A 24255-nucleotide genomic window follows, 5' to 3' on the forward strand; every position below is an offset into this window, starting at 1 on the left:
TTTCATGACCATTACTCTTGAGAGGCGCCGTCATTGGTAAACCAATGCGCGCGCGCCTTCATGATCAAGGTCGTGGCCTCGTCCTCAGACTGGCCGGTAATTTCGGAGAGCTCATCACCAGCCAAATCGGCCAGATCGTCGCGTGTTTGGATGCCGCCCGCATGGAGCTTGGCAATCAGTTCGGGGGTCAGACCTTCCAGGTCGCGCAGGTCCTGGGATACCGCCTCGGCATTTTCTTCCAGGGCGATTTCCATCGTCAGCAGCACGTCCTTGGCACGCGAGCGCAGCTCGTGCACGGTGTCTTCGTCAAAGCTTTCGATTTCCAGCATTTCCTGCAGAGGCACGTAGGCAATTTCTTCCAGGCTGGTGAAGCCTTCATGGATCAGGATGTCAGCCATTTCTTCATCGACATCGAGTTTTTCCATGAACAGCTTGCGGCTGGAATCGGTTTCCACAGCCTGCTTCTGGGCCGACTCGGCGGCGTCCATGATATTGATCTTCCAGCCGGTCAATTCGGCGGCCAAGCGCACGTTTTGACCACCACGGCCGATCGCGATCGCCAGATTTTCCTCATCGACCACCACATCCATGGCATGGCGCTCTTCGTCCACCACGATGGAGGTGACATTGGCCGGAGCCAGAGCGCCAATCACGAACTGGGCCGGGTCTTCACTCCACAGCACGATGTCGACGCGCTCGCCAGCGAGTTCATTGGTCACACCGTTGACACGGGTACCACGCACACCCACGCAGGTGCCGATGGGATCAACGCGCTTGTCGTGCGACAGCACGGCGATCTTGGCGCGCGAACCAGGGTCGCGGGCACAGGATTTGATCTCCAGCAGGCCTTGTTCGATTTCAGGCACTTCCTGGCGGAACAGTTCGACCATGTAGGCAGGCGAGCTGCGCGACAGGATGATGGGGGCACCGCGCAAGGTCAGGTCCACTTCCATGATCATGGCGCGAACGCGGTCACCGGTACGCAGATTTTCCTTAGGGATCATCTCGTTACGACGCAGACGGCCTTCAACGCGGCCGCTCTCGACAATGATGTCGCCCTTGTCCATGCGCTTGACGGTGCCGACAAAAATCTTGTCGCCGCGGCTCATGAAGTCGTTCAACAGCATTTCACGTTCAGCGTCGCGAATTTTTTGCAGAATGACCTGCTTGGCGGCCATCGCACCAATACGACCAATCGGCAGGGACTCAATCGGTTTCTCGATGTAGTCGCCTTCTTCGATGTCAGGAATGTCGTCGCGCACGTCCGACACCAGCTCTTCTGCCTCGGGGTTTTGCAAACCGGCAGAGTCTGGCACCACCAGCCAGCGGCGGAAGGTTTCGTAGTTGCCGCTATCGCGGTCCAGCGCCACGCGGATATCCACTTCGCCCTGGTACAGCTTCTTGGTGGCTTGCGCCAAAGCCGATTCCACTGCGCCAAACACAACGTCCCGCTCCACGTTCTTCTCACGTGAAATGGCATCTACCAACATCAACATTTCGCGATTCATGTCACGAATCTCCTGAACACTTAAACCAACAAAACCAAACCCGCTGAGCCGCATCTGCACGCTGGCGCCGACGGACCATCACCCAAGCGCCGCGCCAGTGTCTTTTGCGTTGCGGCCATTGAAACTTACGATTGGTGCCAAACGGGCATCCCGAATCTCATCCAGAGTGAACCCCAACGCCTGCACCGGCGCGGGAGCCCGCTTTTTACTGATACGAGCACCGGGCTTGGCCACGGGCTCGTCGCTCCAGACGATTTGCCAAGTGGGCGCCGCATCGGCGCTCACAGCGGCAACGCTTTCCAGCGTGCCGCGAAATTTCTTGCGGTTGGCATTGACCTGGCCACCGGCCGCCATACCGATGGCGACCTTGAGGGTGATATCAATCACCGAACCTTCAAAACGTTCAAAGTCGGTCTTGTGGCGCAGTGGGCGATCGATACCGGGCGAGGAGACTTCCAGCCGCTTGTATTCGACGCCATCGACTTCCAGCGAAAACTGGAGTTGGCGGGTGACTTTTTCGCAGTCTTCCACGTTGATGAACTGCTCAGGCGCCCCCGCGACCCAAGGATGGTCGATGGTGATGCGCAGCAAACCACCAGCAGAGCGTTCGATCTCTACGAGGTCATAACCGAATCCGGTCACGGTTTGTTCAACGATGTCTTGTAACGCCACGTGTTATGAATATGAGTACATTGGGCCCGACCGCACCACCATAAAAGCAGGTGCCGAGAGGCGTGTTAAAAACAATCGACCAAAAAAAACGGGCCGGTAATTACCCGCCCGTTTGGTCGTGAGCCCGGATTGTAGCGCAAAAATGGCTTTAATCCATTGATACGTAAGGGTTTTAGCGGGGCTCGGCCGGCATTCAGGCCGCCGCAGCCACCAGCGCACGGGTATAGCCATGGTGTGGCGCATCCAGGACCTGGTCTACCGGGCCCGATTCCAGGATTTTGCCCTCTTGCATCACCAGCACCTGGTGGGCCATGGCACGTATCACCGCCATATCGTGGGTAATCAGGAGATAGGCCATGCCATGCGTGCGCTGCAACTGCTGCAGCAACTGCAGCACCTGCTTCTGGATGGTCACATCCAGCGCGCTGGTGGGCTCGTCCAGCACCAGGAGCTGAGGCCGCACGATCAGGGCCCGTGCAATCGCCAGCCGCTGGCGCTGGCCGCCAGAAAAGGCATGCGGGTAGCGCTGCAGCAGACCCGGGAACTGGGTTTCACCCAAGCCCACCTCAGCCAAAGCTTCCAGCACCAATTTTTTACGATCCGTTACACCTACATGCGGCGCATGCACGCGCAGACCTTCACCCACAATCTCTTCCACCGTCATACGTGGCGACAAGGAGGAAAACGGGTCCTGGAACACCACTTGCAGCTTGGCCCGCAGGGCCTTGTTGCCCGTCGCATCACGGCCCCAGGCCTGGCCGGCGCACTGCACGCTACCGGAAAATTTCTGCAACCCCAGAACCGCCAGTGCCAGCGTGGATTTACCCGAACCCGATTCGCCCACCACACCCAGTGTCTGACCAGGGGGAATGGCAAAGCTGGCCTCTTTCAGCGCCACAAACTCCGCCTTGCGAAACCAGCCGCGCAGACCGGCAATAGGCACCGGATAGGCCACCCGCAGGGACTGCGCCTGCAGCAAGGGCGGCGCGGGGCTGTCGGGCACCACATTGCGGACCGGCGTGCTGTCGATCAACTTGCGGGTGTAGACATGCTGCGGACAGGCAAACACCTCAGCCACCACACCAGTTTCGACGATGCGGCCCTGCTCCATCACCGCCACGCGGTCGGCAAACTGGCGCACCAAATGCAGGTCGTGGGTAATCAACAGCACGGCCATGCCGTACTGGCGCTGCAGGTCAGACAGCAAGGCCAGAATCTGGGCGCGCACCGTCAAGTCCAGCGCGGTGGTGGGCTCATCCGCCAGCAGCAGCTTCGGTCTGCAGGCCAGGGCCATGGCGATCATGGCGCGCTGGCGCTGGCCGCCGCTGAGTTGGTGCGGATAGCTGCCCACCCGGCGTGCGGATTCGGCAACACCTGTACTTGCTAGTATTTCAATAGCTGCCTGCGCAGATTGCGCCTGCGTCAGGCCCTGTTTTAACTCAAAAACCTCGGCAATTTGGCGGCCAATGGTGAACAGCGGGTTCAGCGCCGTCATCGGCTCCTGGAACACCATGGCGATGTCCTGCCCACGGATACCGCGCAAGGCACGTTCTGACAGTGTCAGTAAATCGGTTCCACCCCACAGGGCCTTACCGGAAACCCGGGCGTCCTCCACCAAACCCAACAAACTGAGCGCCGTGATGCTCTTGCCAGAGCCGGACTCACCCACCAGTGCAAACTTCTCCCCTGGCTGTATCTGGAAGCTGACGCGGTCCACCACCGGCTTGTCGCCAAAACGCACGCTCAGGTCTTGTACGTCGAGCAAGCTCATGCCTGAACCTTTCGCGGATCGAGCGCATCACGCAGCGCGTCGCCCATAAAGGTCAGCAGTAGCAAAGTGACCACCAGCACCACAAAGGTGGACAGCGAAATCCACCAAGCGTCGATATTGTTTTTGCCCTGGCTGAGCAGCTCGCCCAGCGACGGCGTACCGGGCGGCACGCCCAGGCCCAGAAAATCCAGCGAAGTTAGCGTAAGGATGGAGGCACTCATCTGAAACGGCAAAAAGCTGACCACCGGCGTCAGGCTGTTGGGCAGGATGTGACGCCAGATGATTTGCATATCGCTCACCCCCAGGGCGCGCGCGGAGCGCACGTAGTCCATCTGCCGGTTCCGCAGAAATTCGGCGCGGGTGTAGTCGCTCAGGCCCATCCAGCCAAACAGGCTGAGCAGGACCAACAACAGACTGATGCTGGGCGTGAAAATCGCGCTGAAAATGATCAGCATGTACAGATACGGCATGGAGCTCCAGATTTCAATGAACCGCTGGAAGACCAAGTCCGTCTTGCCGCCCAAATAGCCCTGCAGCGCACCCGTCGCCACGCCCACGACCACGCTGACCAGAGTCAGCGCCAGCGCGAACAGAACGCTGACACGAAAGCCGTACAGCAGCTGCGCCAACAGGTCGCGCCCCCGATCGTCCGTGCCCAGCCAGTTGTCACGCGACGGCCCGGATGGATTGGGGAACTTGGCAAAATAGTTCAGCGTCTTGGGGCCGTAGCGGTTCGGCGCGTACAGCACCCAGTTGTCGCCGTGGGCCAGCTGCGCCTGGATGAACGGGTCCAAGTAATCGGTGCTGGTTTCAAAGTCGCCGCCGAAGGTCTTTTCGGAGTAGTCATGCACCAAGGGGAAGTACAGCTGACCTTGGTAGCGCAGCACCAACGGCCGGTCATTACTGACCAGCTCGGCCGCCAGGCTCAGCAATACCAGCACAAAAAAAACAACCAGGCTGTAGTACCCCAGGCGATTGCGCTTGAAGCGCTGCCAGGCGCGGCGGCCGGGCGATGGGCTAATCAAATCTGACACGCGGATCCACCCATACGTAGCAAAGATCGGAAATCAGCTTGGTGACCAGGCCGATCAGCGTAAACAAATACAGCGTGCCCAACACCACCGGATAGTCACGGCGGATCACGCTCTCGTAGCTCAGCAGGCCCAGGCCATCCAGCGAAAACAGGGTCTCGATCAGCAATGAACCAGTGAAGAAGGCGCCAATGAAGGCCGCCGGAAAACCGGTGACGATGGGGATCAGCGCGTTACGCAGCACGTGCTTGTACAGCACCTGGTTCTGCGACAAGCCCTTGGCCCGCGCCGTCAGCACATACTGTTTGCGAATCTCTTCCAGGAAGGCGTTCTTGGTCAGAATGGCGGTGACGGCAAAGCTGCCCACCACCATGGCCGTGACCGGCAAGGCAATGTGCCAAAGGTAGTCCACCACCTTGGCGCCCCAGCTGAGCTCGTCAAAATTGCTCGACACCAGGCCGCGCAATGGGAACCACTGCAACTGCCCGCCAAACACCACCAGCAGCACCACACCCAGCACAAAACCGGGAATCGCGTAGCCCACCAAAATCAGCAGCGAAGTCACCAGGTCAAACGTGGACCCGGCCCGAACCGCCTTGGCAATGCCCAGCGGCACAGCGACCAGATAGCTGATGAAAAATGTCCACAGGCCCAGGCTGATGGACACCGGCAGCTTCTCCCACACCAGCTGCGACACCGGCTTGTTCTGGAAAAAGCTCTTGCCCAAGTCGAAGCGCAGAAACTGCCCCAGCATCTGGACGAAGCGCTCATGCGCCGGTTTGTCAAAGCCATATAGCGCCTTGATTTGCTCGATACGCTTGGGGTCCACGCCCTGCGCGCCGCGGTAGCTGAAGCCTGCCCCCTCGCCCGCACCGCCGCTGCCGGCCACACCGGCCCTGGCCTCGGCCAGGTACTGCTCCACCGGCCCGCCAGGTACGAACTGCACCACCGCAAAGGTGATCAGCAGCACGCCCAGCAGCGTAGGCACCATCAGCAGCAAACGCTTCAGTATGTAGACAAACATGGTTTAAGGTGCTTTGACGGGCCGGGCCCACCAGGTGTGGATGGCCCAGCTTTCACCAGGAGAATACGGCGGCACCACATCGGGACGCGCCAGGCGCCAGGCGTTATAAGCCATGCGGTGGGTGGTGGCCGTCCACTGCGGAATCAGCACGTGGCTGTGGCTGATCACGCGCTCCAGCGCACGGCAGGCCGGCAGCAGCTCGGCCTGGGTTTTGGCGCCCGTCATGCGGGTAATGAGCGCATCCACCGCCGGGTTGCGCAGACCGTTGTAGTTGCCCGAATCCTCCACATCGGCGGCCTTGCTGCCGAACAAATCTGCAAATTCCTGGCCCGGGTTGTTGGTGCCGGGGTAGTTGATGGAGATCATGTCGAATTCGAACTTGCTCAAGCGCTGTTGGTACAGCGCGAAGTCCACTGGCCGGTAGTTCAGCTGGATGCCCAGCTTTTCCAGGTTGCGTGCCCAGGGGCTGACCACGCGCACGCCGCTCTCGCTGCTGTCGAGCATTTCGATCACCAACGGCTCGCCCTTGGCATTGCGCAGCGCACCGTCACGCACCGTCCAACCCGCTTCCTGCAACAAGGCCTGGGCGCGCCGCAGATTGGCACGCAGGGACGAATCGCCATCGGTACGCGGTGGCACCGTCATCGGACCGAAGGCCGCAGCCGGAATGTCCTTGCGCAGCGGCTCCATCAGGGCCAATTCCTGCGGGCTGGGCAGGCCCGTGGCCGCGCAGTCGGTATTGCCAAACAGGCCGTTCACGCGCTGGTAGGCGCCGTAGAACATCTGGCGATTCATCCACTCGTAGTCCATCGCCAGGCCCAGGGCTTCGCGCACCCGCACATCCTTGAATTTGTCACGGCGCAGGTTGATGACATAGCTCTGGAAGCCCGAGGGCAGGCGATGCTGGAATTCACCCTTGACCAGTTCGCCCGTGTCAAAACGTTTGCCGGTCACGCGGCGCGCCCAATCGCCGGCAGAGAAAAAGCGCATCAGGTCAAACTCGCCGGCCTTCAGCGCCTCCAGTCGGGCGGTGTTGTCCTTGTAGATCTTCACCGTAATACGGTCGAAATTCTCGGTGCCGCGCTTCACATTCAGGTCGCGAGCCCAGTAGTTGGGGTCGCGCACATAGGTGATGTCCTTGCCGAAATTCACCGGGCCGATACGGTAGGGGCCGCTGCCAATCGGCAGGTCCATCACCACCTCGTCAAAGCGCTTGCCTTGGCCCCACTTATGGCTAAAGACGGGCAGGCCGCCCACGGTCAACGGCAGCTCACGGTTTGGCTTCTTGAAGCGGTAGCGCACGGTGCGTGCATCCAAGACGTCAATACCGGCCACGTCCTCCAGCGCGGTCTTGTAGCCCGGCGAGGTGTACGGGCCCATCAGTGTGTCGTAACTGAACTTCACGTCAGACGCCAGCACCGGATCGCCATTGTGGAAGCGCGCCTCACGGCGCAGCACAAAAGTGGCACCCATGCCGTCGGCCGGCACCGCCACATCCTCGGCCAGCAGACCATAGCCCGCGCCGTTCTCGTCCATGGAGCCAACCAGCAGGCTGTCGAACAGCATCTCGGTCAAATAGGCCGGCGCACTGCCCTTGATGGTGAAGGGGTTGTATTTGTCGAAGGTGGAGCTGCGGATGTTGCTGACCAGGCGTAGCTCGCCGCCCTTCGGGGCATCGGGGTTGACGTAATCAAAGTGCGTAAAACCGGGCGGGTATTTCAGCTCGCCCCACAGCGCATAGCCAGGCGCAGCCCAGGCCGACGCGGCACACAACAGTCCCCCCAAAGCCAGCAGAAATCGCATGCGACAATTCTGCAATACTTTTGGTCGCTAAACGACACGCTTAGCACTGCTCACTTTTCTTGGAGACTTTAGTCATGGGATTTCTTGCTGGCAAAAAACTATTGATCACCGGCGTGCTAAGCAACCGCTCGATTGCCTACGGCATTGCCAAGGCCTGCCACGCACAAGGTGCCGAGCTGGCGTTCAGCTACGTGGGCGAGCGCTTCAAGGACCGCATCACCGAGTTCGCCGCCGAATTCGACTCCAAGCTGATTTTTGACTGCGACGTGGGTGACGACGCGCAGATCGACAAGCTGTTCGCCGACCTGGCACAAACCTGGCCCACATTCGACGGCTTTGTGCACAGCATCGGCTTTGCACCACGCGAAGCCATCACCGGCGACTTCCTGGAAGGCCTGAGCCGTGAAGGCTTCAAGATTGCGCACGACATCAGCGCCTACAGCTTCCCTGCGATGGCCAAGGCCGCCCTGCCCTACCTCAGCGACAAGTCGGCCCTGCTGACCCTGACCTACCTGGGCGCCCTGCGCGTGCTGCCCAACTACAACACCATGGGCCTGGCCAAGGCCTCGCTGGAAGCCAGCGTGCGCTACCTGGCTGAGTCGGTGGGCCCCAAGGGCGTGCGCGTCAACGGCATCAGCGCCGGTCCAATCAAGACCCTGGCCGCCAGCGGCATCAAGGACTTCGGCAAGATGCTCAAGGCCACGGCTATGAACCCCATCCGCCGCAATGTAACGATTGAAGACGTGGGCAATGTCGCCGCCTTCCTGCTGAGCGACTTGGCGGCCGGTGTGAGCGCCGAGATCACCTACGTGGACGGCGGCTTTAGCCAAGTCGTGGGTGGTATCGGCGAATAAGGTTCACGCGGCAGTCGCCGCCAGGATCCAAGCAAAAAGGGGCGCTGGCGCAGATAGCACCAGCGCCCCTAGCTATATTTGTTATAGCTATTTGTGGGCTTAGTAGCCTTCCGCCAGACCGGTATTGCGGCGTGGATCGTTCGCGCCGTAGAAGCGAAAGTTGCCGCGCGGCTTACCCTCTAGCGTTGGCGCACCCACCAAGATGGCAGCCAAGTGGTTTGCGGGCTGGGGCGCGCCGAGGTTGTGGCCCATGCCTTCCAGAATCTTGCGGGTATCCGGGCTGATGCCGAAAGTGTCCACGTTCGTCAGGTCGGGCAGCCATTGCTGGTGAAAGCGCGGCGCGTCTACTGCTTCTTGTACGTTCATGCCGTAGTCAATTACGTTCCATATGGTGTGCGTCACCGCAGTGATGATGCGGCTGCCACCCGGTGTGCCCACCACCATGACCGGCTTGCCGTCTTTGCTGACGATGGTCGGACTCATGGAACTCAGCGGACGCTTGCCGGGCTCAATCTTGTTGGCCTCGCCCTGCACCAGACCGTACAGATTGGGCACACCCACCTTGGAGGTGAAGTCGTCCATCTCGTTGTTCAGCAACACGCCGGTTTTGGCCGCCGTCACTTTCGCGCCAAACCAGTCATTCAGCGTGTAGGTCACCGATACCGCATTGCCATCTTTGTCCACGATGGAATAGTGGGTGGTGTTGCTGCCTTCGTGCGGTTCGACGCCTGGCTTCAAGTCCTTGGAGACCCCGGCCTTGCTCGGGTCAATGGCAGCGCGGATCTTCGCGGCATAGGCTTTGTCCAGCAGGCGGTCCAGCGGATTCTTCACGAAGTCCGGGTCGCCCAGGTAGCTATTGCGGTCCAGGTAGGCGTGGCGCATGGCCTCGATCTGGTAATGCACCGCTTGGGCCGAGCGGAAGCCCAGCTCTTTCATGGGATAGCCTTCGACGATATTCAGAATCTCGCAGATCACCACGCCGCCCGAGCTGGGAGGCGGCGCCGAGACGATGTGGTAGCCACGGTAGTCGCACTCCACCGGCGCCAGCTCACGCACCTTGTACTGGTCCAGATCGGCCTGGGTGATGATGCCCTTGCCGGCGGTACTGGCGGCGACGATGTTGGCGCCGACCAAGCCTTTGTAGAAGCCGTCCGCCCCCTTCTGGCTGACCAGCTTGAGCGTTTTGGCCAAGTCTTTCTGCACCAACTTTTCGCCGATTTTGAAAGGCTCACCCTTGTTCAGGAAAATGGCGGCAGAAGGCGCATCTTTCTTGAAGTCTTCGGTCGAAGTTTTCAGCATGTCCACATCGCCCTCTTGCAGCACAAAGCCGCGTTCGGCCAAGGTGATGGCCGGGGCGATCAGCTTGGCGCGCGGCATGGTGCCGTATTTGGTCCGGGCCTCTTCAAAGCCGGCAACCGAACCAGGCACCCCCACGGCCAGATAGCCATTCGTGCTGGCGCCCTTGACTACGTTTCCAGCGGCGTCCAGATACATATTCGCCGTGGCAGCCAATGGGGCTTTTTCGCGAAAGTCAAAGAAAGTCTTGCGGCCATCGGCCAGTTGCACGGTCATGAAGCCGCCGCCGCCCAAATTGCCGGCAGCCGGGTACACCACCGCCAGCGCATAGCCCACGGCGACTGCCGCGTCAATGGCGTTACCGCCGCGTTTGAGTACGTCAACACCGACCTGGGTTGCCAGGTGCTGGGCGGTGACAACCATGCCGTTTTCAGCGGCAACCGGTGCCACGGAAGCGGCCTGCGCAATACAGCACAGGCTGGCAGCGCTAGCGATCAACGCCAGACGGAAAGATAGAGTTTGCATGCGAATAGATCTCCAAACTTGGGGGACGGGCTACTACAAAAATTTACGACGTCACAGAAACCACTGTAACAACTGCAGTGGCGAAAACGGCATGCTTTTCATATGCGAGTCATGCTGCTTTGTAAGGAAAAATAACCGGCTCAGGTATTTGCTGCGCGCCAGGGGCGGCGTCAAATGTCGGCATGAAAAATCCTACATCGACACCGACACTTCCGCGCCGCAGCGTCCTGCAGTGCGCACTATTCCTAGTCGCCAGTGGTTTAGCCCCGATACGCGCACGGGCCGAGACCCCACCGCTGATGTTGCCCAAGATTTACCGGCAAGGTGTGGCGCTGAACGGGTACTGGGTCAGCGAAAAGTTTGACGGTGTGCGTGGCTACTGGGATGGCCAGCAACTATGGACACGCGGCGGTCAGCGCGTCACGCCGCCAGCCTGGTTCACTGCAGGCTGGCCGTCTGTGCCCATGGACGGTGAACTCTGGGCCGGGCATGGCGCATTTGCCAGCGCGGTATCCACGGTGCGCCAGCAAGCGGCCAGCGATGCAACGTGGCGCGAGATGCATTACATGGTGTTTGATCTGCCAAACCAAGGTGGCATATTTGACGAGCGACTCAAGGCGCTGCAGCAGCTGTCTTTGCCCGCCTGGGTGCAGCCGGTGGCACAGTCGCGTATTGCCAGCCACGCGGCCCTGCAAGCCCTGCTGCGCAAAACCGTGGGGGATGGTGGCGAAGGCCTGGTACTACACCGGGGCGACTCGCTGTACAGCGCCCAGCGCAACGAGGATCTATTGAAATTCAAACCCTTTGACGACGCTGAGGCCACAGTCGTGGCGCATATTCCGGGCAAGGGTAAATTCGACGGCATGCTGGGCGCGCTGCTGGTGGAGACACCGCAGGGCCAGCGCTTCAAACTGGGCACCGGTTTCAGCGATGCCCAGCGCCGCGATCCACCGGCTATCGGTAGCTGGGTGACGTACCGCTTCCGCGATGTCAACCCCAGCGGCATCCCCCGCTTTGCCAGCTATCTGCGGCAGCGGGAGGATGCGAATTTATGACCCTTTCGTTTCTAATTCAGTCCGAGATTAGGCGCGAAGCCGCGGGCAGTACTTGCGTACGGCAAGGCGAAGCAACGACATATCGGGCTGAATCAGAGACGAAATTACTTGGGCAGCAGCACCTTGTCCACGACGTGGATGACGCCGTTGGACTGGTAGACGTCGGCAATCGTCACATTCGCAGTGCCGCCTTTTTCATCGGTCACCGTGACGCCCATGCCGTTGGCCTTGGCGGTCAAGGTACCGCCGCTGACTGTCTTCAAGGTGGCCATGCCCTTGCCATCCATGACCATCTTGCCGATGGCGGCTGCGTCGTATTTACCGGCCACCACGTGGTAGGTCAGGATGGTGGTCAGCGTGCCCTTGTTTTCAGGCTTGAGCAGCGTGTCTACCGTGCCAGCAGGCAAGGCGGCAAAGGCGGCGTTGGTAGGCGCAAACACGGTGAACGGGCCGGGGCCTTTCAGCGTTTCCACCAGACCCGCAGCCTTGACAGCAGCGACCAAGGTGGTGTGGTCCTTGGAGTTAACGGCGTTGTCGATGATGTCCTTGGATGCCAGCATGGGCGCGCCGCCGACCATCACATCGGCCATGGCGGCCACGGAAACGGCCGACATCACGAGGGCCAGGCTGAAAGAGGCCAGCTTGCGGGTAGTTTGAATCGAGACCATGGAATGCTCCTAGTAGGTTGATGACAAGCCGAAATGTTGCGGCTGATCTCAATACGGAGCGGGCCCGACTTTGGATGCAGAAAACCCCTCGTGTTTCCTTGAGTTTATAAAAAACAAGCCGCCAGCGCAGGTGTTACCTGCGCTGGCGGCTACGCTTTTGATAGCAAAGGCAGTTTTAGAGCTTGACGCAGTCGGCGTAGTAATGGTGCTTGCCGTCGGCGTCCACCTCTTCCACCAGGCCGTGGATGTCGGTCTCGAAGCCCGGGCACTGGGTGTTGAACTCGCGCGAGAACTTCAGATAGTCGACGATCTTCTTGTTGAACACTTCACCCGGGATCAGCAGCGGAATGCCCGGTGGGTAGGGCGTGACCAGGCCCACGGTGACGCGGCCTTCCAGATTGTCGATTTCCACCCGCTCGGTCTTGCGCAGCGCAATGTGCGCGTAGGCGTCACTGGGCTTCATGGCCGGCGTCAGATCGCTCAGGTACATGTCGGTGGTCAGGCGGGCGATGTCGTATTTGGCATACAGCGCATGCAGATGCTGGCACAGGTCGGCCAGGCCCATCTTTTCATAGCGCGGGTACTTCTGGCAAAACTCGGGCAGGATGCGCCACATGGGCTGGTTCTTGTCGTAGTCGTCCTTGAACTGCTGCAGCGCGGTCAACATGCTGTTCCAGCGGCCCTTGGTGATGCCGATGGTGAACATGATGAAGAAGCTGTACAGGCCGGTCTTCTCGACCACCACACCGTGCTCGGCCAGGAACTTGGTCACGATGCTGGCCGGGATGCCGGTTTTGGCGAACTTGCCGTTCAGGTCCATGCCGGGCGTCACGATGGTGGACTTGATCGGGTCCAGCATATTGAAGCCGGTGGCCATCTTGCCAAAGCCGTGCCAGTTAGCCTTGGCGTTGGTCTTGGATTCGCCCTTGATGATCCAGTCGGTGGCGCGGCCAATGCCCTCTTCCACCAGCTTGTCCGGGCCCCAGACCTTGAACCACCAATCGGTGCCATATTCCTCGTCCACCTTGCGCATGGCGCGGCGGAAGTCGAGCGCTTCGGCAATGCTTTCTTCCACCAGGGCGGTACCGCCGGGCGGCTCCATCATGGCGGCCGCCACATCGCAACTGGCGATGATGCTGTACTGCGGGCTGGTGCTGGTGTGCATCAGATAGGCTTCGTTGAACAGATGCCGGTCCAGCTTGACGTTTTGCGAGTCCTGCACCAGCACATGGCTGGCCTGGCTGATGCCGGCCAACAGCTTGTGGATGGACTGGGTCGCATACACCACCGCATGCTTGGGACGGATGCGCTTCTTGCCCATCGAGTGGTAGCTGCCGTAGAACGGGTGGAAGGCCGCATGCGGCAGCCAGGCCTCGTCGAAGTGCAGGTTTTCCACGTAGCCATCGAGCATGCTCTTGATGGTTTCGGTGTTGTACAGCACGCCGTCGTAGGTGGACTGCGTCAGCGTGAGGATGCGCGGCTTCACCGTATCCGCGTCCACGCCCTTGAGCAACGGGTTGGCGCGAATCTTGGCCTTGATGGCTGCGGGCTCAAATTCGCTCTTCGGAATAGGACCAATGATGCCGAAATGGTTGCGCGTGGGCTTCAGGAACACCGGGATTGCACCGGTCATGATGATGGCGTGCAGGTTCGACTTGTGGCAGTTGCGGTCCACCACCACCACGTCACCCGGTGCCACCGTGTGGTGCCAGACCATCTTGTTGCTGGTGCTGGTGCCGTTGGTCACGAAGAAGCAATGGTCGGCATTGAAGATGCGCGCGGCATTGCGCTCGCTGTCGCCAATCGCGCCGTTGTGGTCCAGCAGCTGGCCCAGCTCTTCCACCGCATTACAGACGTCGGCGCGCAGCATGTTTTCACCAAAGAACTGGTGGAACATCTGGCCCACCGGGCTCTTCAAAAAGGCCACACCACCAGAATGACCGGGGCAGTGCCAGGAGTAGGAGCCGTCTTCCGCATAGTCCAGCAAGGCCTTAAAGAACGGCGGCTGCACGCTCTCCAGATAGGACTTGGCCTCACGGATGATGTGGCGCGCCACGAACTCCGGCGTATCTTCGAACATGTGGATGAAACCATGCAATTCGCGCAGGATGTCGTTGGGCATATGGCGCGAGGTCTTGGTCTCGCCATATATATAAATGGGCACATCGCGGTTCTTGCGGCGCACTTCATCAATGAAGTGGCGCAGGTTCAGCACCGCCGGGTCCAGATCCGGCCCGGGCGAGAACTCTTCGTCGTCAATCGACAAAATAAACGCACTGGCACGGCTTTGCTGCTGGGCGAACTGGCTCAGGTCGCCATAACTGGTCACACCCAGCACCTCAAAACCCTCTTGCTCTATGGCCTGCGCCAAGGCACGAATGCCCAGGCCCGAGGTGTTCTCAGAGCGAAAATCCTCATCGATGATGACGATAGGGAAACGAAACTTCATGCCGGCCTCCAGCCAATACGTGAATCAAGCTACCACACCCGCCCGGCACCACCCAGGGCCGCGCCAGCGGGGACAAATCTGCAAAATAGGCGCGAAGTGTAAGGACATCTGGTGAAGCTTCTCCGACACAGGGCTGCTTTTGTCCCAAAATGTGGCGCTAGCAACACAATCGAGAGCAATATGGCCGAATCGACCTTTTGGTGGCTGCTGGCAGGTGCCGCAGTCGCTGTGGAACTTGTCACCGGCACCTTCTATTTGTTAATGCTGGCCATTGGCTTCGCCGCAGCTGCCCTGGCGGCGCTATTCGGAGCAAGCACCACGGTGCAAATCCTGCTGGCCAGCGCCGTCGGTGGCGGTGCGGTCATCGTCTGGAGCCGCATCCGTGGCAAACATCCCCAAAGCCTCCCGGCCAGCGCCAACCCGGACGTGAATATGGACATCGGTGAAACCGTGGTGGTTGATACCTGGCAGGCCGACGGTACCGCCCAGGTGCACTACCGAGGCGCCCAATGGACGGTGGTGCACCGCGCTGGCAACCCGCCCAGCAGCGGCCCTCATCGGGTTGCGGAAGTGGTGGGAAACCGCCTGTTGGTCGACAAACTGTGAAACACTGGGCACCTGCCCACTACCGGAGTTGTTATGGAAATTGCCCTCGTCGTCCTCGTTATCGCCATCATCTTTGTCAGCCGCACCTTGAAAGTCGTGCCCCAGCAGCATGCCTGGGTCATAGAGCGGCTGGGCAAATACCACGGCACGCTGACGCCAGGCCTGAATTTCCTGGTGCCCTTCGTAGACCGGGTGGCCTATAAACATGTATTGAAAGAAATCCCGCTGGACATCCCCAGCCAGGTTTGCATCACACGAGACAATACCCAACTGCAGGTGGACGGCATTCTGTACTTCCAGGTCACGGATGCCATGCGCGCCAGCTATGGTTCCAGCAACTACATCATGGCCATCAGCCAACTAGCGCAAACCTCGCTGCGCAGCGTCATCGGCAAACTGGAGCTGGACAAGACGTTTGAAGAGCGCGACATCATCAACGCCCAGGTGGTCGCCGCCATCGACGAAGCCGCGCTGAACTGGGGCGTCAAGGTCTTGCGCTATGAAATCAAGGACCTGACACCACCCAAGGAAATTTTGCACGCCATGCAAGCCCAGATCACCGCCGAGCGCGAAAAACGCGCATTGATCGCCGCCTCCGAAGGTCGCCGCCAGGAGCAGATCAATATCGCTACCGGCGAACGCGAGGCCTTTATCGCCCGCTCGGAAGGCGAAAAGCAGGCCGTCATCAACAAAGCGCAAGGTGAAGCCGCGTCCATCACCGCAGTCGCCACCGCCACCGCAGATGCCATCGAACGTGTGGCCACCGCGATTCGGCAGCCCGGCGGTGAGCTGGCCGTGCAGCTCAAAGTAGCAGAAAAAGCCGTCGAAGCCTACAGCCGGGTTGCCGCTGATGCCAAAACCACCCTGATCGTGCCCAGCAATATGACCGAGGTATCGGCCTTGATAGGCTCGGCCATGAAGATGGTCAACGCCACCAAACCGCAATAGGAGCCCTATGGAAGACCCGGCCATGGAACACAACGTACTCGGCTCCGAGCTGGTGCCCTGCTCCTACGACCCGCTGACGGGCTACTTCCGCGACGGCTGCTGCAATACCGACGACAGCGATGCGGCCGCACATGTGGTTTGCGTCAAAGTAACACGCGAGTTCCTGGCCTTCTCGCTGTCACGCGGTAACGACCTCTGCACACCCCGCCCCGACTACCGCTTTGCCGGGCTCAAACCCGGCGACCGCTGGTGCCTGTGTGCCAGCCGCTGGAAGGAAGCCCTGGAGGCCGGTGTGGCCCCACCGGTGGTGCTGGACTCCACCCACATCCGGGCGTTGGAATTTGTTTTATTGGAAGACTTGTTGCGACATGCAGTACCGGGTCGAAATACCGCCGTTTGACTGCTATAATTCGAGGCTCTGGAACGGTGGATGAGCGGTTTAAGTCGCACGCCTGGAAAGCGTGTGAGGGTTAATAGCCCTCCGCGGGTTCGAATCCCGCCTGTTCCGCCAGATTGGCTTCCAAAGCCTGAAAAAGCCCTAGCGCCTTAAAACGCTAGGGCTTTTTTTTCGACTTTTTCATGCCCAGGGCTTCAAGCAAAATACATCCAAGCACCGCCTCTATTTTTTGATCAACACGCACAAGCGCACCATGTCTATCGCCACCGAAATTTCCCCCGGCCTATCCGTCCAAGATTTCACGCCCCCGCTGCGCCTGAGCGACTTCAAACTGATCGCCTTTGACATGGACTCCACCCTGATCAACATCGAGTGCGTGGATGAGATCGCCGACGCTGCCGGTCGCAAGGCCGAGGTAGCCGCCATCACCGAAGCCGCCATGCGCGGCGAAATCACCGACTACAAGGAAAGCCTGCGCCAACGCGTGGCCCTGCTCAAGGGCGTGAGCGTAGCCAGCATGGAACTGGTCTACAACGAACGTCTGCAACTCAACCCAGGTGCCGCAGCCTTGGTTGCAGCCTGCAAAGCCGCCGGCATGAAGGTGCTGCTGGTCAGCGGCGGTTTCACATTTTTCACCGACCGCATTCGTGATCTATTGCACATAGACGCCACCCGTTCCAACATGTTGGAAGCAGTGGATGGCATGCTTACCGGCCGCATGGTGGATCAGGCCTGGGGCGATATTTGCGACGGCGACGAGAAGCGCAAGATGCTGCTGCAGACCTGTGCTGAAATGGGCATCACAGCCCAGCAAGCCATTGCCATGGGCGATGGTGCCAATGATTTGCCGATGATGGGCGTAGCCGGTTTGTCGGTGGCTTACCACGCCAAACCAGCCGTGCGCGAAAAAGCCATGGTCGCTATAAACAGCGGCGGACTCGACCGTTTGTTGGAGGTAGTGCACTAATTCCGTCCCCTTCTGCGCAAGTGGTAAACGGAAGGCCTATGATGGTCGTTAAGTAGATAGAACTTTTAGCGAGAGCAGCGAATCCAGACCGTATAAGTCCATTGCAAATATTAGGAGAATGCCATGACCATTTTCACCCGCTACCAAGGCCGCTTTGCAGCAGCACAGGAAGAGGAAATGTCGGTTCAGGACTATCTGGAGTTATGCAAGCGTGACCCCACGGCCTACGCCAGCGTGGCAGAACGCATGCTGCTGGCGATTGGTGAGCCCGAGCTGGTAGATACCCGCACCGACTCCCGCCTATCACGCATCTTCGCCAACAAGGTCTTGAAGGTGTACCCCAGCTTCAAAGACCTCTACGGCATGGAAGAGGTGATAGAGCACATCGTCTCCTATTTCCGCCACGCAGCCCAAGGCCTTGAAGAGAAAAAGCAGATTCTCTATCTGCTGGGGCCGGTCGGCGGCGGCAAGTCTTCTCTGGCTGAAAAACTCAAGGCCTTGATCGAAAAAGTGCCTTTCTACGCCATCAAGGACTCCCCAGTCCACGAGTCCCCGCTGGGTCTTTTCAACCCGGCAGAAGATGCTGAGTTGCTGGAAACCGACTACGGTATCCCACGACGCTACCTCGGCACCATCATGAGCCCCTGGGCGGTCAAGCGCTTGCAGGAGTTCGGCGGTGACATCACCCGCTTTCGCGTGGTGAAGCTACGCCCCTCGGTGTTATCACAGATCGCGGTCTCCAAGACCGAACCGGGCGACGAAAACAACCAGGACATCTCGTCCCTGGTCGGCAAGATCGACATCCGCAAGCTGGAAACCTATTCCCAGAACGACCCGGACGCATATTCATACTCGGGCGGCCTGTGCCTGTCAAATCGCGGCGTGCTGGAGTTTGTGGAAATGTTCAAGGCCCCCATCAAGGTCTTGCACCCCTTACTGACCGCCACGCAAGAAGGAAACTACAAGGGCACGGAAGGCTTTGGCGCCATACCGTTTGACGGTCTGGTACTAGCCCACTCAAACGAGGCCGAATGGCAGGCCTTCAAGAACAACCGCAACAACGAAGCTTTTCTGGACCGCATCTACATCGTTAAAGTGCCCTACTCGCTGCGCGTGTCCGATGAAATCCATATCTACGAAAAACTGGTGTCCAACTCGTCGCTGTCACAAGCACCTTGCGCTCCCGACACACTGCGCATGCTGGCCCAGTTCTCGGTACTGTCGCGGCTGAAAGACCCCGAAAACTCCAGCATCTTCTCCAAGATGCGGGTCTACGACGGTGAAAACCTCAAGGACACCGACCCCAAGGCCAAGAGCTACCAGGAATACCGTGACTTCGCAGGTGTGGACGAAGGCATGACGGGCCTGTCCACCCGGTTCGCTTTCAAGATCCTGTCGCGCGTCTTCAACTTCGACCACCGTGAAGTTGCTGCCAACCCGGTGCACCTGATGTATGTGCTGGAGCAGCAGATCGAGCAAGAGCAGTATCCGCCAGAGGTGGAAGAAAAATACCTGCGTGCCATCAAGGAATTCCTGTCACCGCGCTACGCAGAATTCATAGGCAAGGAAATCCAGACTTCCTATCTGGAAAGCTACTCCGAGTACGGGCAGAACATCTTCGACCGCTATGTGGTGTATGCCGACTTCTGGATCCAGGACCAGGAATACCGCGACCCCAACACCGGCGAAATGCTGGACCGCAGTGCGCTCAACGACGAGCTGGAAAAGATCGAGAAGCCTGCCGGCATTTCCAATCCCAAGGACTTCCGTAACGAAGTAGTCAACTTCGTGCTGCGCGCCCGTGCCCGCCAGGACGGCCACAACCCACTGTGGACATCCTACGAAAAGCTGCGCGCGGTGATCGAGAAGAAGATGTTCTCCAACACCGAAGAGCTGTTGCCTGTGATCTCGTTCAACGCCAAAGCCAGTGGCGAAGAACAGAAGAAGCACCAGGACTTCGTCAACCGCATGATCGCCAAGGGCTATACCGAGAAGCAGGTGCGCTTGCTGTGCGAGTGGTATTTGCGGGTGCGCAAATCCTCGTAACGCAATAGCCAACCAACCCGTCTGCACCATGTGTGCAGCGCACCACAGCAGACGGGTTCCTTCAAGTCAACGGGAGACTCTATGACGGTGCGCATCGTAGACCGGCGGTTTGACAGCAAGCACAAGAGCTCGGTCAACCGCAGCCGCTTCATCCAGCGTTTCAAGGGCCAGATCCGCAAAGCCGTTTCAGACGCCGTGAACAAGCGCGGCATGCGCGATCTGGACAATGGTGAAAAAATCAGCATTCCCGGCAAAGACATAGGTGAACCGCAGTTCGAGCACGGCCAGGGCGGCGTCTGGGAAGTGGTGCGCCCAGGCAACGACCGCTTCCACCGTGGCGACCAGGTGGAGCGCCCTCAAGGCGGCGGAGCCGGCGGCAAAGGCAAGGGCCAGGCCAGTAATGAAGGCGAAAGCCTGGATGAATTCGTCTTCACCCTCACCCGCGACGAATTTCTGGACATCTTTTTCGATGAGCTGGCCCTACCCAATCTGGTCAAACAACAACTGGCGCGCATAGACCAGTACCGCCGCGTGCGGGCCGGCTTTGTACAGACGGGCGTACCCACCAACATCAATCTCAGCCGCACCATGCGCGGCGCAGCCGGGCGGCGCATTGCGGTGGGCGGTCCCTATGCCGCGCAGATTCGCGCGCTCGAAGCCGAGCTGGAAGAACTGCGTAAAACCCGACCTGAGGACGACCCGGACGTGGAGCAACTGCGCCGCGACATCGCCCACCTGCGTGCCAAGATCGAAGCCGTGCCTTTTGTGGACACCTTTGACCTGCGCTACAACAACCGCGTGCGCATACCCCAGCCCACCACGCAAGCCGTGATGTTCTGCCTGCTGGACGTGTCGGGCTCAATGGACGAGGGGCGCAAAAACATCGCCAAACGCTTCTTCATGCTGCTCTACCTGTTCCTGACGCGCAACTACGAGCGCATCGAGGTGGTATTCATACGCCACCACACGGTGGCCAGTGAAGTGAATGAAGACGACTTCTTCACCTCGCGCGAATCGGGCGGCACCGTGGTGTCCAGCGCGCTCAAGCTGATGCATGAAATCATCACCGCCCGCTACAACAGCCACGCCTGGAATATCTACGGCGCACAAGCATCCGACGGCGACAACTGGCACGACGACTCCCCCCTATGCAAAAACCTGCTGCAAGAATCGCTGCTACCGCTGTGCCAGTTCTTCGCCTACATCGAAATAACCGAAGGCCCGCCACAAAACCTGTGGGACGAATACACCCAGCTGCAAGGCAGTGCTGGCGGCAATTTCGCCATGCAACGCATTGCCACGGTGGCCGACATCTACCCTGTGTTCCGTGAACTCTTCAAGCGGCGTGCCTGAACCATGAGCGCCTCCAAACTCCTCCCCACCGGCTCCGAATGGACCTTTGAAGCCATCGAGGCCTACGACCAGGCCATAGGCGAAGTCGCTCGCCGCTACAAGCTGGACGGCTACCCCCACCTGTTGGAGATCATCAGCGCCGAGCAAATGATGGACGCCTATGCCTCCATCGGCATGCCGGTGTACTACCACCACTGGTCCTTCGGCAAACATTTTCTGGCTACCGAGAACCGCTACAAGCGCGGCCAGATGGGGCTGGCCTACGAGATCGTCATCAACTCCGACCCCTGCATCGCCTATCTGATGGACGAAAACACCCTGCCCATGCAGGCGCTAGTGATCGCCCACGCGGCCTACGGTCACAACTCCTTTTTCAAGGGCAACCACCTGTTCAAGCAGTGGACCAGCGCGGATGCCATCGTGGACTACCTGGTTTTTGCCCGCAACTACATCGCACAGTGCGAGGAACGCCACGGCGTAGAAGCTGTAGAGCAATTGCTCGACGCCTGCCACGCGCTGAGCAACCTGGGGGTGGACCGCTACAAGCGCTCGCCCCGCCTGTCGCTCGAAAAAGAAACCTCGCGCCTGAAAGAGCGCGCCGAATACCTGCAAGCCCAGGTCAACGACCTGTGGCGCACCCTGCCCCCACGCGCCGAGGCCGAGGCCACACAGGAGGAAAAGCGCTTTCCGCCGGAGCCCGAGGAAAACCTGCTGTACTTCGTCGAAAAAAACGCCCCACTGCTCGACCCCTGGCAGCGTGAAATTGTGCGCATCGTGCGCAAGATAGGCCAGTATTTCTACCCGCAGCGCCAAACCCAGGTGATGAACGAAGGCTGGGCCACCTACTGGCACTACACCCTGCTCAACACCTTGTACGACGAAGGCCGGCTGGGCGATGGCTTCATGCTGGAGTTCTTGCAGTCGCATACCAATGTGGTTTACCAGCCGCCGTACAACAGCCCCTACTACTCGGGCATCAACCCCTACGCGCTGGGTTTTGCCATGTGGCGCGACATACGCCGCATCTGCGAAGACCCGACCGACGAGGACCGCGCCTGGTTCCCCGACATTGCCGGCTCCAACTGGCGCGAGACCTTTGACTTCGCGATGCACAACTTCAAGGACGAAAGCTTCATTGCCCAGTACCTGTCGCCCCGGCTGATGCGGGAGTTCCGCCTGTTCAGCGTGCTGGACGACGACGCCCGTAAAACCCTGGAGATCAGATCCATCCACGATGACAGCGGCTACCGCGCGCTGCGCCACCAGCTGTCCGAGCAATACGACCTGGGCCACCGCGAACCAAATATCCAGGTCTGGAACGTGGACCTGCGCGGCGATCGCTCGCTGACCCTGCGCCACTTCAGCCACCAACGCCGCCCACTGGGCGATTCCAGTGCCACCGTGCTCAAGCACATGGCCACGCTGTGGGGCTTCAATGTGCGGCTGGAACGGCAAAACGCCGACGGCAGCACCAGCCTGGTGGCCGAGCACCTGAGCGAAAAGCGCCGCCGCGCGCCCGGCAAAAGCGCGCCCTGAGCGCCGGAGCACCACGCTACACTTTTCATAGCTTCCAGCGCGGATATTTCCTGCGCTACAGCCTTCTTTTTCATAAATTTCTCGACGCGTCCATTTGCAGTGTGTGGTTTTAAAAACCATCCCAACACCATCCATGTGGATGGTGCATACTGCAAACATGAAATCCCCCATTGCAACCGAGTCCGCCAAAGCCAAAGCCCAGGATTCTGAAAAAATCACCATCAACCTGGGTTTTGTGGACCTCGGCCATGTGGACCTGCTGGTATCGGAAGGCTTCTACGCCAACCGCACAGACTTCATCCGCACCGCCATCCGCAACCAGCTGACCACCCACGCCGATGCCGTCAAGCAGGTGGTAGCGCGCAAGATGCTGGTGCTGGGCATGCAGCATTTCAGCGAAAGCGATTTGCTGGCTGTCCAGGCCGCCAACCAAAAACTGCAGATCCGTGTGCTGGGCCTGGCCAGCATTGGCCACGACGTGAGTCCCGAGCTGGCATTGGCCACCATCGACTCGCTGGAAGTGCTGGGCGCCCTGCATGCAAGCTCAGCCGTCAAAGCAGCTTTGGCCAAGCGCCAAGCCTGAAACCCCATGTCCACCGACTTACAACGAAAGCCCGCATGAGCGCACTGTTTAAAAAGATCATGCAAGAAGCCACCCGGCTGACACAACGCGGCCATCTGCAAGATGCCACCCGCGCCATCCAGCAGGCACTCGCACGGGTGACAGAGGGTTTTGCGACGACCAAAGCACCCGCCCGTCCGGCGCCAGCCAGTCCACCCGCGGCATCCCCCTGGATATTCGACGGCTACGTCACCGAATTGCCGACAAAGCCCAGCGCACCTGTCACACCACCCGCAGAAGCCCCCACGCGCCCCGCAATCCATGACACCGCGGAAGCCTTTGTAGAAGGCCGGTTCGAACACGCCCTGGGTGCACTGCAGTACAAGCTGTACACCCCTCCCGGTCCCCAAGCCCAGCCCATGCCACTGGTGCTGATGTTGCACGGCTGCACGCAGGACCCTGACGACTTTGCGGCCGGCACCGGCATGAATGCCATCGCGCTAGAACATGGATTTGCCGTTCTCTACCCCGCCCAGCAGCAGACCGCCAACAGCCAGCGCTGCTGGAACTGGTTCAAACCCACAGACCAGCAACGCGACGGCGGCGAGGCAGCCCTGCTGGCAGCCCTGGTGCAGCACGTGACCGCCCAGCACGCGATAGACCCACTCCGCGTGTACGTGGCAGGTTTGTCCGCAGGCGGTGCCATGGCCAGCATCCTGGGCCACACCCACCCCGACCTGTTTGCCGCTGTCGGCGTGCATTCCGGCTTGGCCTGTGGCGCGGCCAATGGCCTCATTAGCGCCCTATCGGTCATGAAAAGCGGCAATGGCCGCAGCACGCTGCAGTCCACTGTCCCCATCATCGTCTTCCACGGTGACGCCGATACGGTAGTGCACCCGCACAACGGCCAAGCCGTGCTGCAATCCGTGGTTGGCGCAGGTGAACAGTCCACGCCCAACAAGGTCCAGAGCAAGTCGCCCCAGGGCCGGGCCTATACCCGCACCCGCTACCAGCGTGAGGACGGCAGCAGCCTGGCCGAATACTGGGAACTGCACGGCGCCGGCCATGCCTGGTCGGGCGGCAGCAACAGCGGCAGCTACACCGACCCACTTGGCCCGGACGCGTCGGCAGAAATGTGGCGCTTCTTCCAAAGCCATACCCGCCCACTCGTCCATTAGCTGGGG

20 protein-coding genes and 1 tRNA gene are annotated in these 24255 nt (G+C 59.9%); 12 read left to right on the plus strand and 9 right to left on the minus strand.

The window, feature by feature from the left end; all coding sequences use genetic code 11:
* Window positions 1-11: 11 nt before the first annotated feature.
* The 6 genes from nusA to AC07O2_RS13620 all read right to left on the minus strand — a co-directional run bounded on the left by nusA (window position 12) and on the right by AC07O2_RS13620 (window position 7809).
* Window positions 12-1508: a transcription termination factor NusA gene (gene nusA, locus AC07O2_RS13595; protein ID WP_495076272.1), complete on the minus strand. Its 1497-nt coding sequence runs from the start codon at window positions 1506-1508 to the stop codon at window positions 12-14.
* 78 nt (window positions 1509-1586) lie between these two features.
* Entirely contained in the window at window positions 1587-2180 is a 594-nt protein-coding gene (gene rimP / locus AC07O2_RS13600; protein ID WP_495076273.1) for a ribosome maturation factor RimP, read from the minus strand.
* Between the two features lie 193 nt (window positions 2181-2373).
* Window positions 2374-3951 (minus strand): ABC transporter ATP-binding protein, encoded by a 1578-nt coding sequence (locus tag AC07O2_RS13605; protein WP_495076274.1) that lies wholly within the window; start codon window positions 3949-3951, stop codon window positions 2374-2376.
* Window positions 3948-4985, minus strand: a complete 1038-nt coding sequence (locus tag AC07O2_RS13610; protein WP_495076275.1) for an ABC transporter permease — start codon at window positions 4983-4985, stop codon at window positions 3948-3950. The genes AC07O2_RS13605 and AC07O2_RS13610 overlap by 4 nt, the downstream gene beginning before the upstream one ends.
* Window positions 4969-6006 (minus strand): microcin C ABC transporter permease YejB, encoded by a 1038-nt coding sequence (locus AC07O2_RS13615; protein WP_495076276.1) that lies wholly within the window; start codon window positions 6004-6006, stop codon window positions 4969-4971. The genes AC07O2_RS13610 and AC07O2_RS13615 overlap by 17 nt, the downstream gene beginning before the upstream one ends.
* A 3-nt stretch (window positions 6007-6009) precedes the next feature.
* A complete protein-coding gene (locus tag AC07O2_RS13620) occupies window positions 6010-7809 on the minus strand; it encodes an extracellular solute-binding protein (protein WP_495076277.1) in 1800 nt (599 codons plus the stop codon).
* 74 nt (window positions 7810-7883) lie between these two features.
* On the opposite strand from AC07O2_RS13620, the gene fabI reads away from it, so the two are divergent.
* Window positions 7884-8663, plus strand: coding sequence for an enoyl-ACP reductase FabI (gene fabI, locus AC07O2_RS13625; protein WP_495076278.1), 780 nt, complete (start codon window positions 7884-7886; stop codon window positions 8661-8663).
* Between the two features lie 99 nt (window positions 8664-8762).
* Here fabI and ggt read toward each other — a convergent pair whose 3' ends face one another.
* The gene (gene ggt, locus AC07O2_RS13630; protein WP_495076279.1) at window positions 8763-10484 is read right to left on the minus strand and encodes a gamma-glutamyltransferase; all 1722 of its coding nucleotides are present in this window, start codon (window positions 10482-10484) and stop codon (window positions 8763-8765) included.
* A gap of 182 nt (window positions 10485-10666) precedes the next feature.
* Here ggt and AC07O2_RS13635 point away from each other — a divergent pair, with 182 nt between their 5' ends.
* Window positions 10667-11539, plus strand: a complete 873-nt coding sequence (locus tag AC07O2_RS13635; protein WP_495076280.1) for a DNA ligase — start codon at window positions 10667-10669, stop codon at window positions 11537-11539.
* A 104-nt stretch (window positions 11540-11643) separates the two neighbouring features.
* On the opposite strand, the gene AC07O2_RS13640 is transcribed toward AC07O2_RS13635, so the two are convergent.
* Both AC07O2_RS13640 and AC07O2_RS13645 read right to left on the minus strand, forming a co-directional pair.
* Window positions 11644-12207 (minus strand): fasciclin domain-containing protein, encoded by a 564-nt coding sequence (locus AC07O2_RS13640; RefSeq protein ID WP_495076281.1) that lies wholly within the window; start codon window positions 12205-12207, stop codon window positions 11644-11646.
* 175 nt (window positions 12208-12382) lie between these two features.
* On the minus strand, window positions 12383-14656 hold the full coding sequence (locus AC07O2_RS13645) for an Orn/Lys/Arg family decarboxylase (protein WP_495076282.1): 2274 nt from the start codon (window positions 14654-14656) through the stop codon (window positions 12383-12385).
* 180 nt (window positions 14657-14836) lie between these two features.
* Between AC07O2_RS13645 and AC07O2_RS13650 the strand changes: the two genes are divergently transcribed.
* The 10 genes from AC07O2_RS13650 to AC07O2_RS13695 all read left to right on the plus strand — a co-directional run bounded on the left by AC07O2_RS13650 (window position 14837) and on the right by AC07O2_RS13695 (window position 24249).
* Complete coding sequence (locus tag AC07O2_RS13650) at window positions 14837-15262, plus strand: NfeD family protein (protein WP_495076283.1); 426 nt, start codon at window positions 14837-14839, stop codon at window positions 15260-15262.
* Between the two features lie 33 nt (window positions 15263-15295).
* A complete protein-coding gene (locus tag AC07O2_RS13655) occupies window positions 15296-16210 on the plus strand; it encodes an SPFH domain-containing protein (RefSeq protein WP_495076284.1) in 915 nt (304 codons plus the stop codon).
* A 22-nt stretch (window positions 16211-16232) separates the two neighbouring features.
* On the plus strand, window positions 16233-16610 hold the full coding sequence (locus tag AC07O2_RS13660; RefSeq protein ID WP_495076285.1) for a DUF2237 family protein: 378 nt from the start codon (window positions 16233-16235) through the stop codon (window positions 16608-16610).
* Between the two features lie 20 nt (window positions 16611-16630).
* Window positions 16631-16721, plus strand: a tRNA-Ser gene (locus tag AC07O2_RS13665).
* Between the two features lie 139 nt (window positions 16722-16860).
* Window positions 16861-17574, plus strand: coding sequence for a phosphoserine phosphatase SerB (serB, locus tag AC07O2_RS13670; RefSeq protein WP_495076286.1), 714 nt, complete (start codon window positions 16861-16863; stop codon window positions 17572-17574).
* Window positions 17575-17697: 123 nt separating this feature from the next.
* The gene (locus tag AC07O2_RS13675; protein ID WP_495076287.1) at window positions 17698-19620 is read left to right on the plus strand and encodes a PrkA family serine protein kinase; all 1923 of its coding nucleotides are present in this window, start codon (window positions 17698-17700) and stop codon (window positions 19618-19620) included.
* Window positions 19621-19701: 81 nt separating this feature from the next.
* Window positions 19702-20973 carry a YeaH/YhbH family protein gene (locus tag AC07O2_RS13680; protein WP_495076288.1) on the plus strand — a complete coding sequence of 424 codons (1272 nt, stop codon included), beginning with the start codon at window positions 19702-19704 and terminating at the stop codon, window positions 20971-20973.
* 3 nt (window positions 20974-20976) lie between these two features.
* Entirely contained in the window at window positions 20977-22509 is a 1533-nt protein-coding gene (locus AC07O2_RS13685) for a SpoVR family protein (RefSeq protein ID WP_495076289.1), read from the plus strand.
* A gap of 157 nt (window positions 22510-22666) precedes the next feature.
* Window positions 22667-23092, plus strand: a complete 426-nt coding sequence (locus AC07O2_RS13690) for a CopG family transcriptional regulator (protein ID WP_495076290.1) — start codon at window positions 22667-22669, stop codon at window positions 23090-23092.
* A gap of 35 nt (window positions 23093-23127) precedes the next feature.
* Window positions 23128-24249 (plus strand): extracellular catalytic domain type 1 short-chain-length polyhydroxyalkanoate depolymerase, encoded by a 1122-nt coding sequence (locus AC07O2_RS13695; RefSeq protein WP_495076291.1) that lies wholly within the window; start codon window positions 23128-23130, stop codon window positions 24247-24249.
* Window positions 24250-24255: the final 6 nt, after the last annotated feature.

The sequence above is a fragment of the Rhodoferax sp. GW821-FHT10B06 genome (assembly GCF_059415605.1).

Coding starts and splice junctions, on each gene's coding strand:
- nusA (WP_495076272.1), bottom strand. CDS start 1,508: ATGAATCGCGAAATGTTGATGTTGGTAGATGCCATTTCACGTGAGAAG.
- AC07O2_RS13605 (WP_495076274.1), bottom strand. CDS start 3,951: ATGAGCTTGCTCGACGTACAAGACCTGAGCGTGCGTTTTGGCGACAAG.
- AC07O2_RS13615 (WP_495076276.1), bottom strand. CDS start 6,006: ATGTTTGTCTACATACTGAAGCGTTTGCTGCTGATGGTGCCTACGCTG.
- AC07O2_RS13620 (WP_495076277.1), bottom strand. CDS start 7,809: ATGCGATTTCTGCTGGCTTTGGGGGGACTGTTGTGTGCCGCGTCGGCC.
- fabI (WP_495076278.1), top strand. CDS start 7,884: ATGGGATTTCTTGCTGGCAAAAAACTATTGATCACCGGCGTGCTAAGC.
- ggt (WP_495076279.1), bottom strand. CDS start 10,484: ATGCAAACTCTATCTTTCCGTCTGGCGTTGATCGCTAGCGCTGCCAGC.
- AC07O2_RS13635 (WP_495076280.1), top strand. CDS start 10,667: ATGAAAAATCCTACATCGACACCGACACTTCCGCGCCGCAGCGTCCTG.
- AC07O2_RS13640 (WP_495076281.1), bottom strand. CDS start 12,207: ATGGTCTCGATTCAAACTACCCGCAAGCTGGCCTCTTTCAGCCTGGCC.
- AC07O2_RS13645 (WP_495076282.1), bottom strand. CDS start 14,656: ATGAAGTTTCGTTTCCCTATCGTCATCATCGATGAGGATTTTCGCTCT.
- AC07O2_RS13650 (WP_495076283.1), top strand. CDS start 14,837: ATGGCCGAATCGACCTTTTGGTGGCTGCTGGCAGGTGCCGCAGTCGCT.
- AC07O2_RS13655 (WP_495076284.1), top strand. CDS start 15,296: ATGGAAATTGCCCTCGTCGTCCTCGTTATCGCCATCATCTTTGTCAGC.
- AC07O2_RS13660 (WP_495076285.1), top strand. CDS start 16,233: ATGGAACACAACGTACTCGGCTCCGAGCTGGTGCCCTGCTCCTACGAC.
- serB (WP_495076286.1), top strand. CDS start 16,861: ATGTCTATCGCCACCGAAATTTCCCCCGGCCTATCCGTCCAAGATTTC.
- AC07O2_RS13675 (WP_495076287.1), top strand. CDS start 17,698: ATGACCATTTTCACCCGCTACCAAGGCCGCTTTGCAGCAGCACAGGAA.
- AC07O2_RS13680 (WP_495076288.1), top strand. CDS start 19,702: ATGACGGTGCGCATCGTAGACCGGCGGTTTGACAGCAAGCACAAGAGC.
- AC07O2_RS13685 (WP_495076289.1), top strand. CDS start 20,977: ATGAGCGCCTCCAAACTCCTCCCCACCGGCTCCGAATGGACCTTTGAA.
- AC07O2_RS13690 (WP_495076290.1), top strand. CDS start 22,667: ATGAAATCCCCCATTGCAACCGAGTCCGCCAAAGCCAAAGCCCAGGAT.
- AC07O2_RS13695 (WP_495076291.1), top strand. CDS start 23,128: ATGAGCGCACTGTTTAAAAAGATCATGCAAGAAGCCACCCGGCTGACA.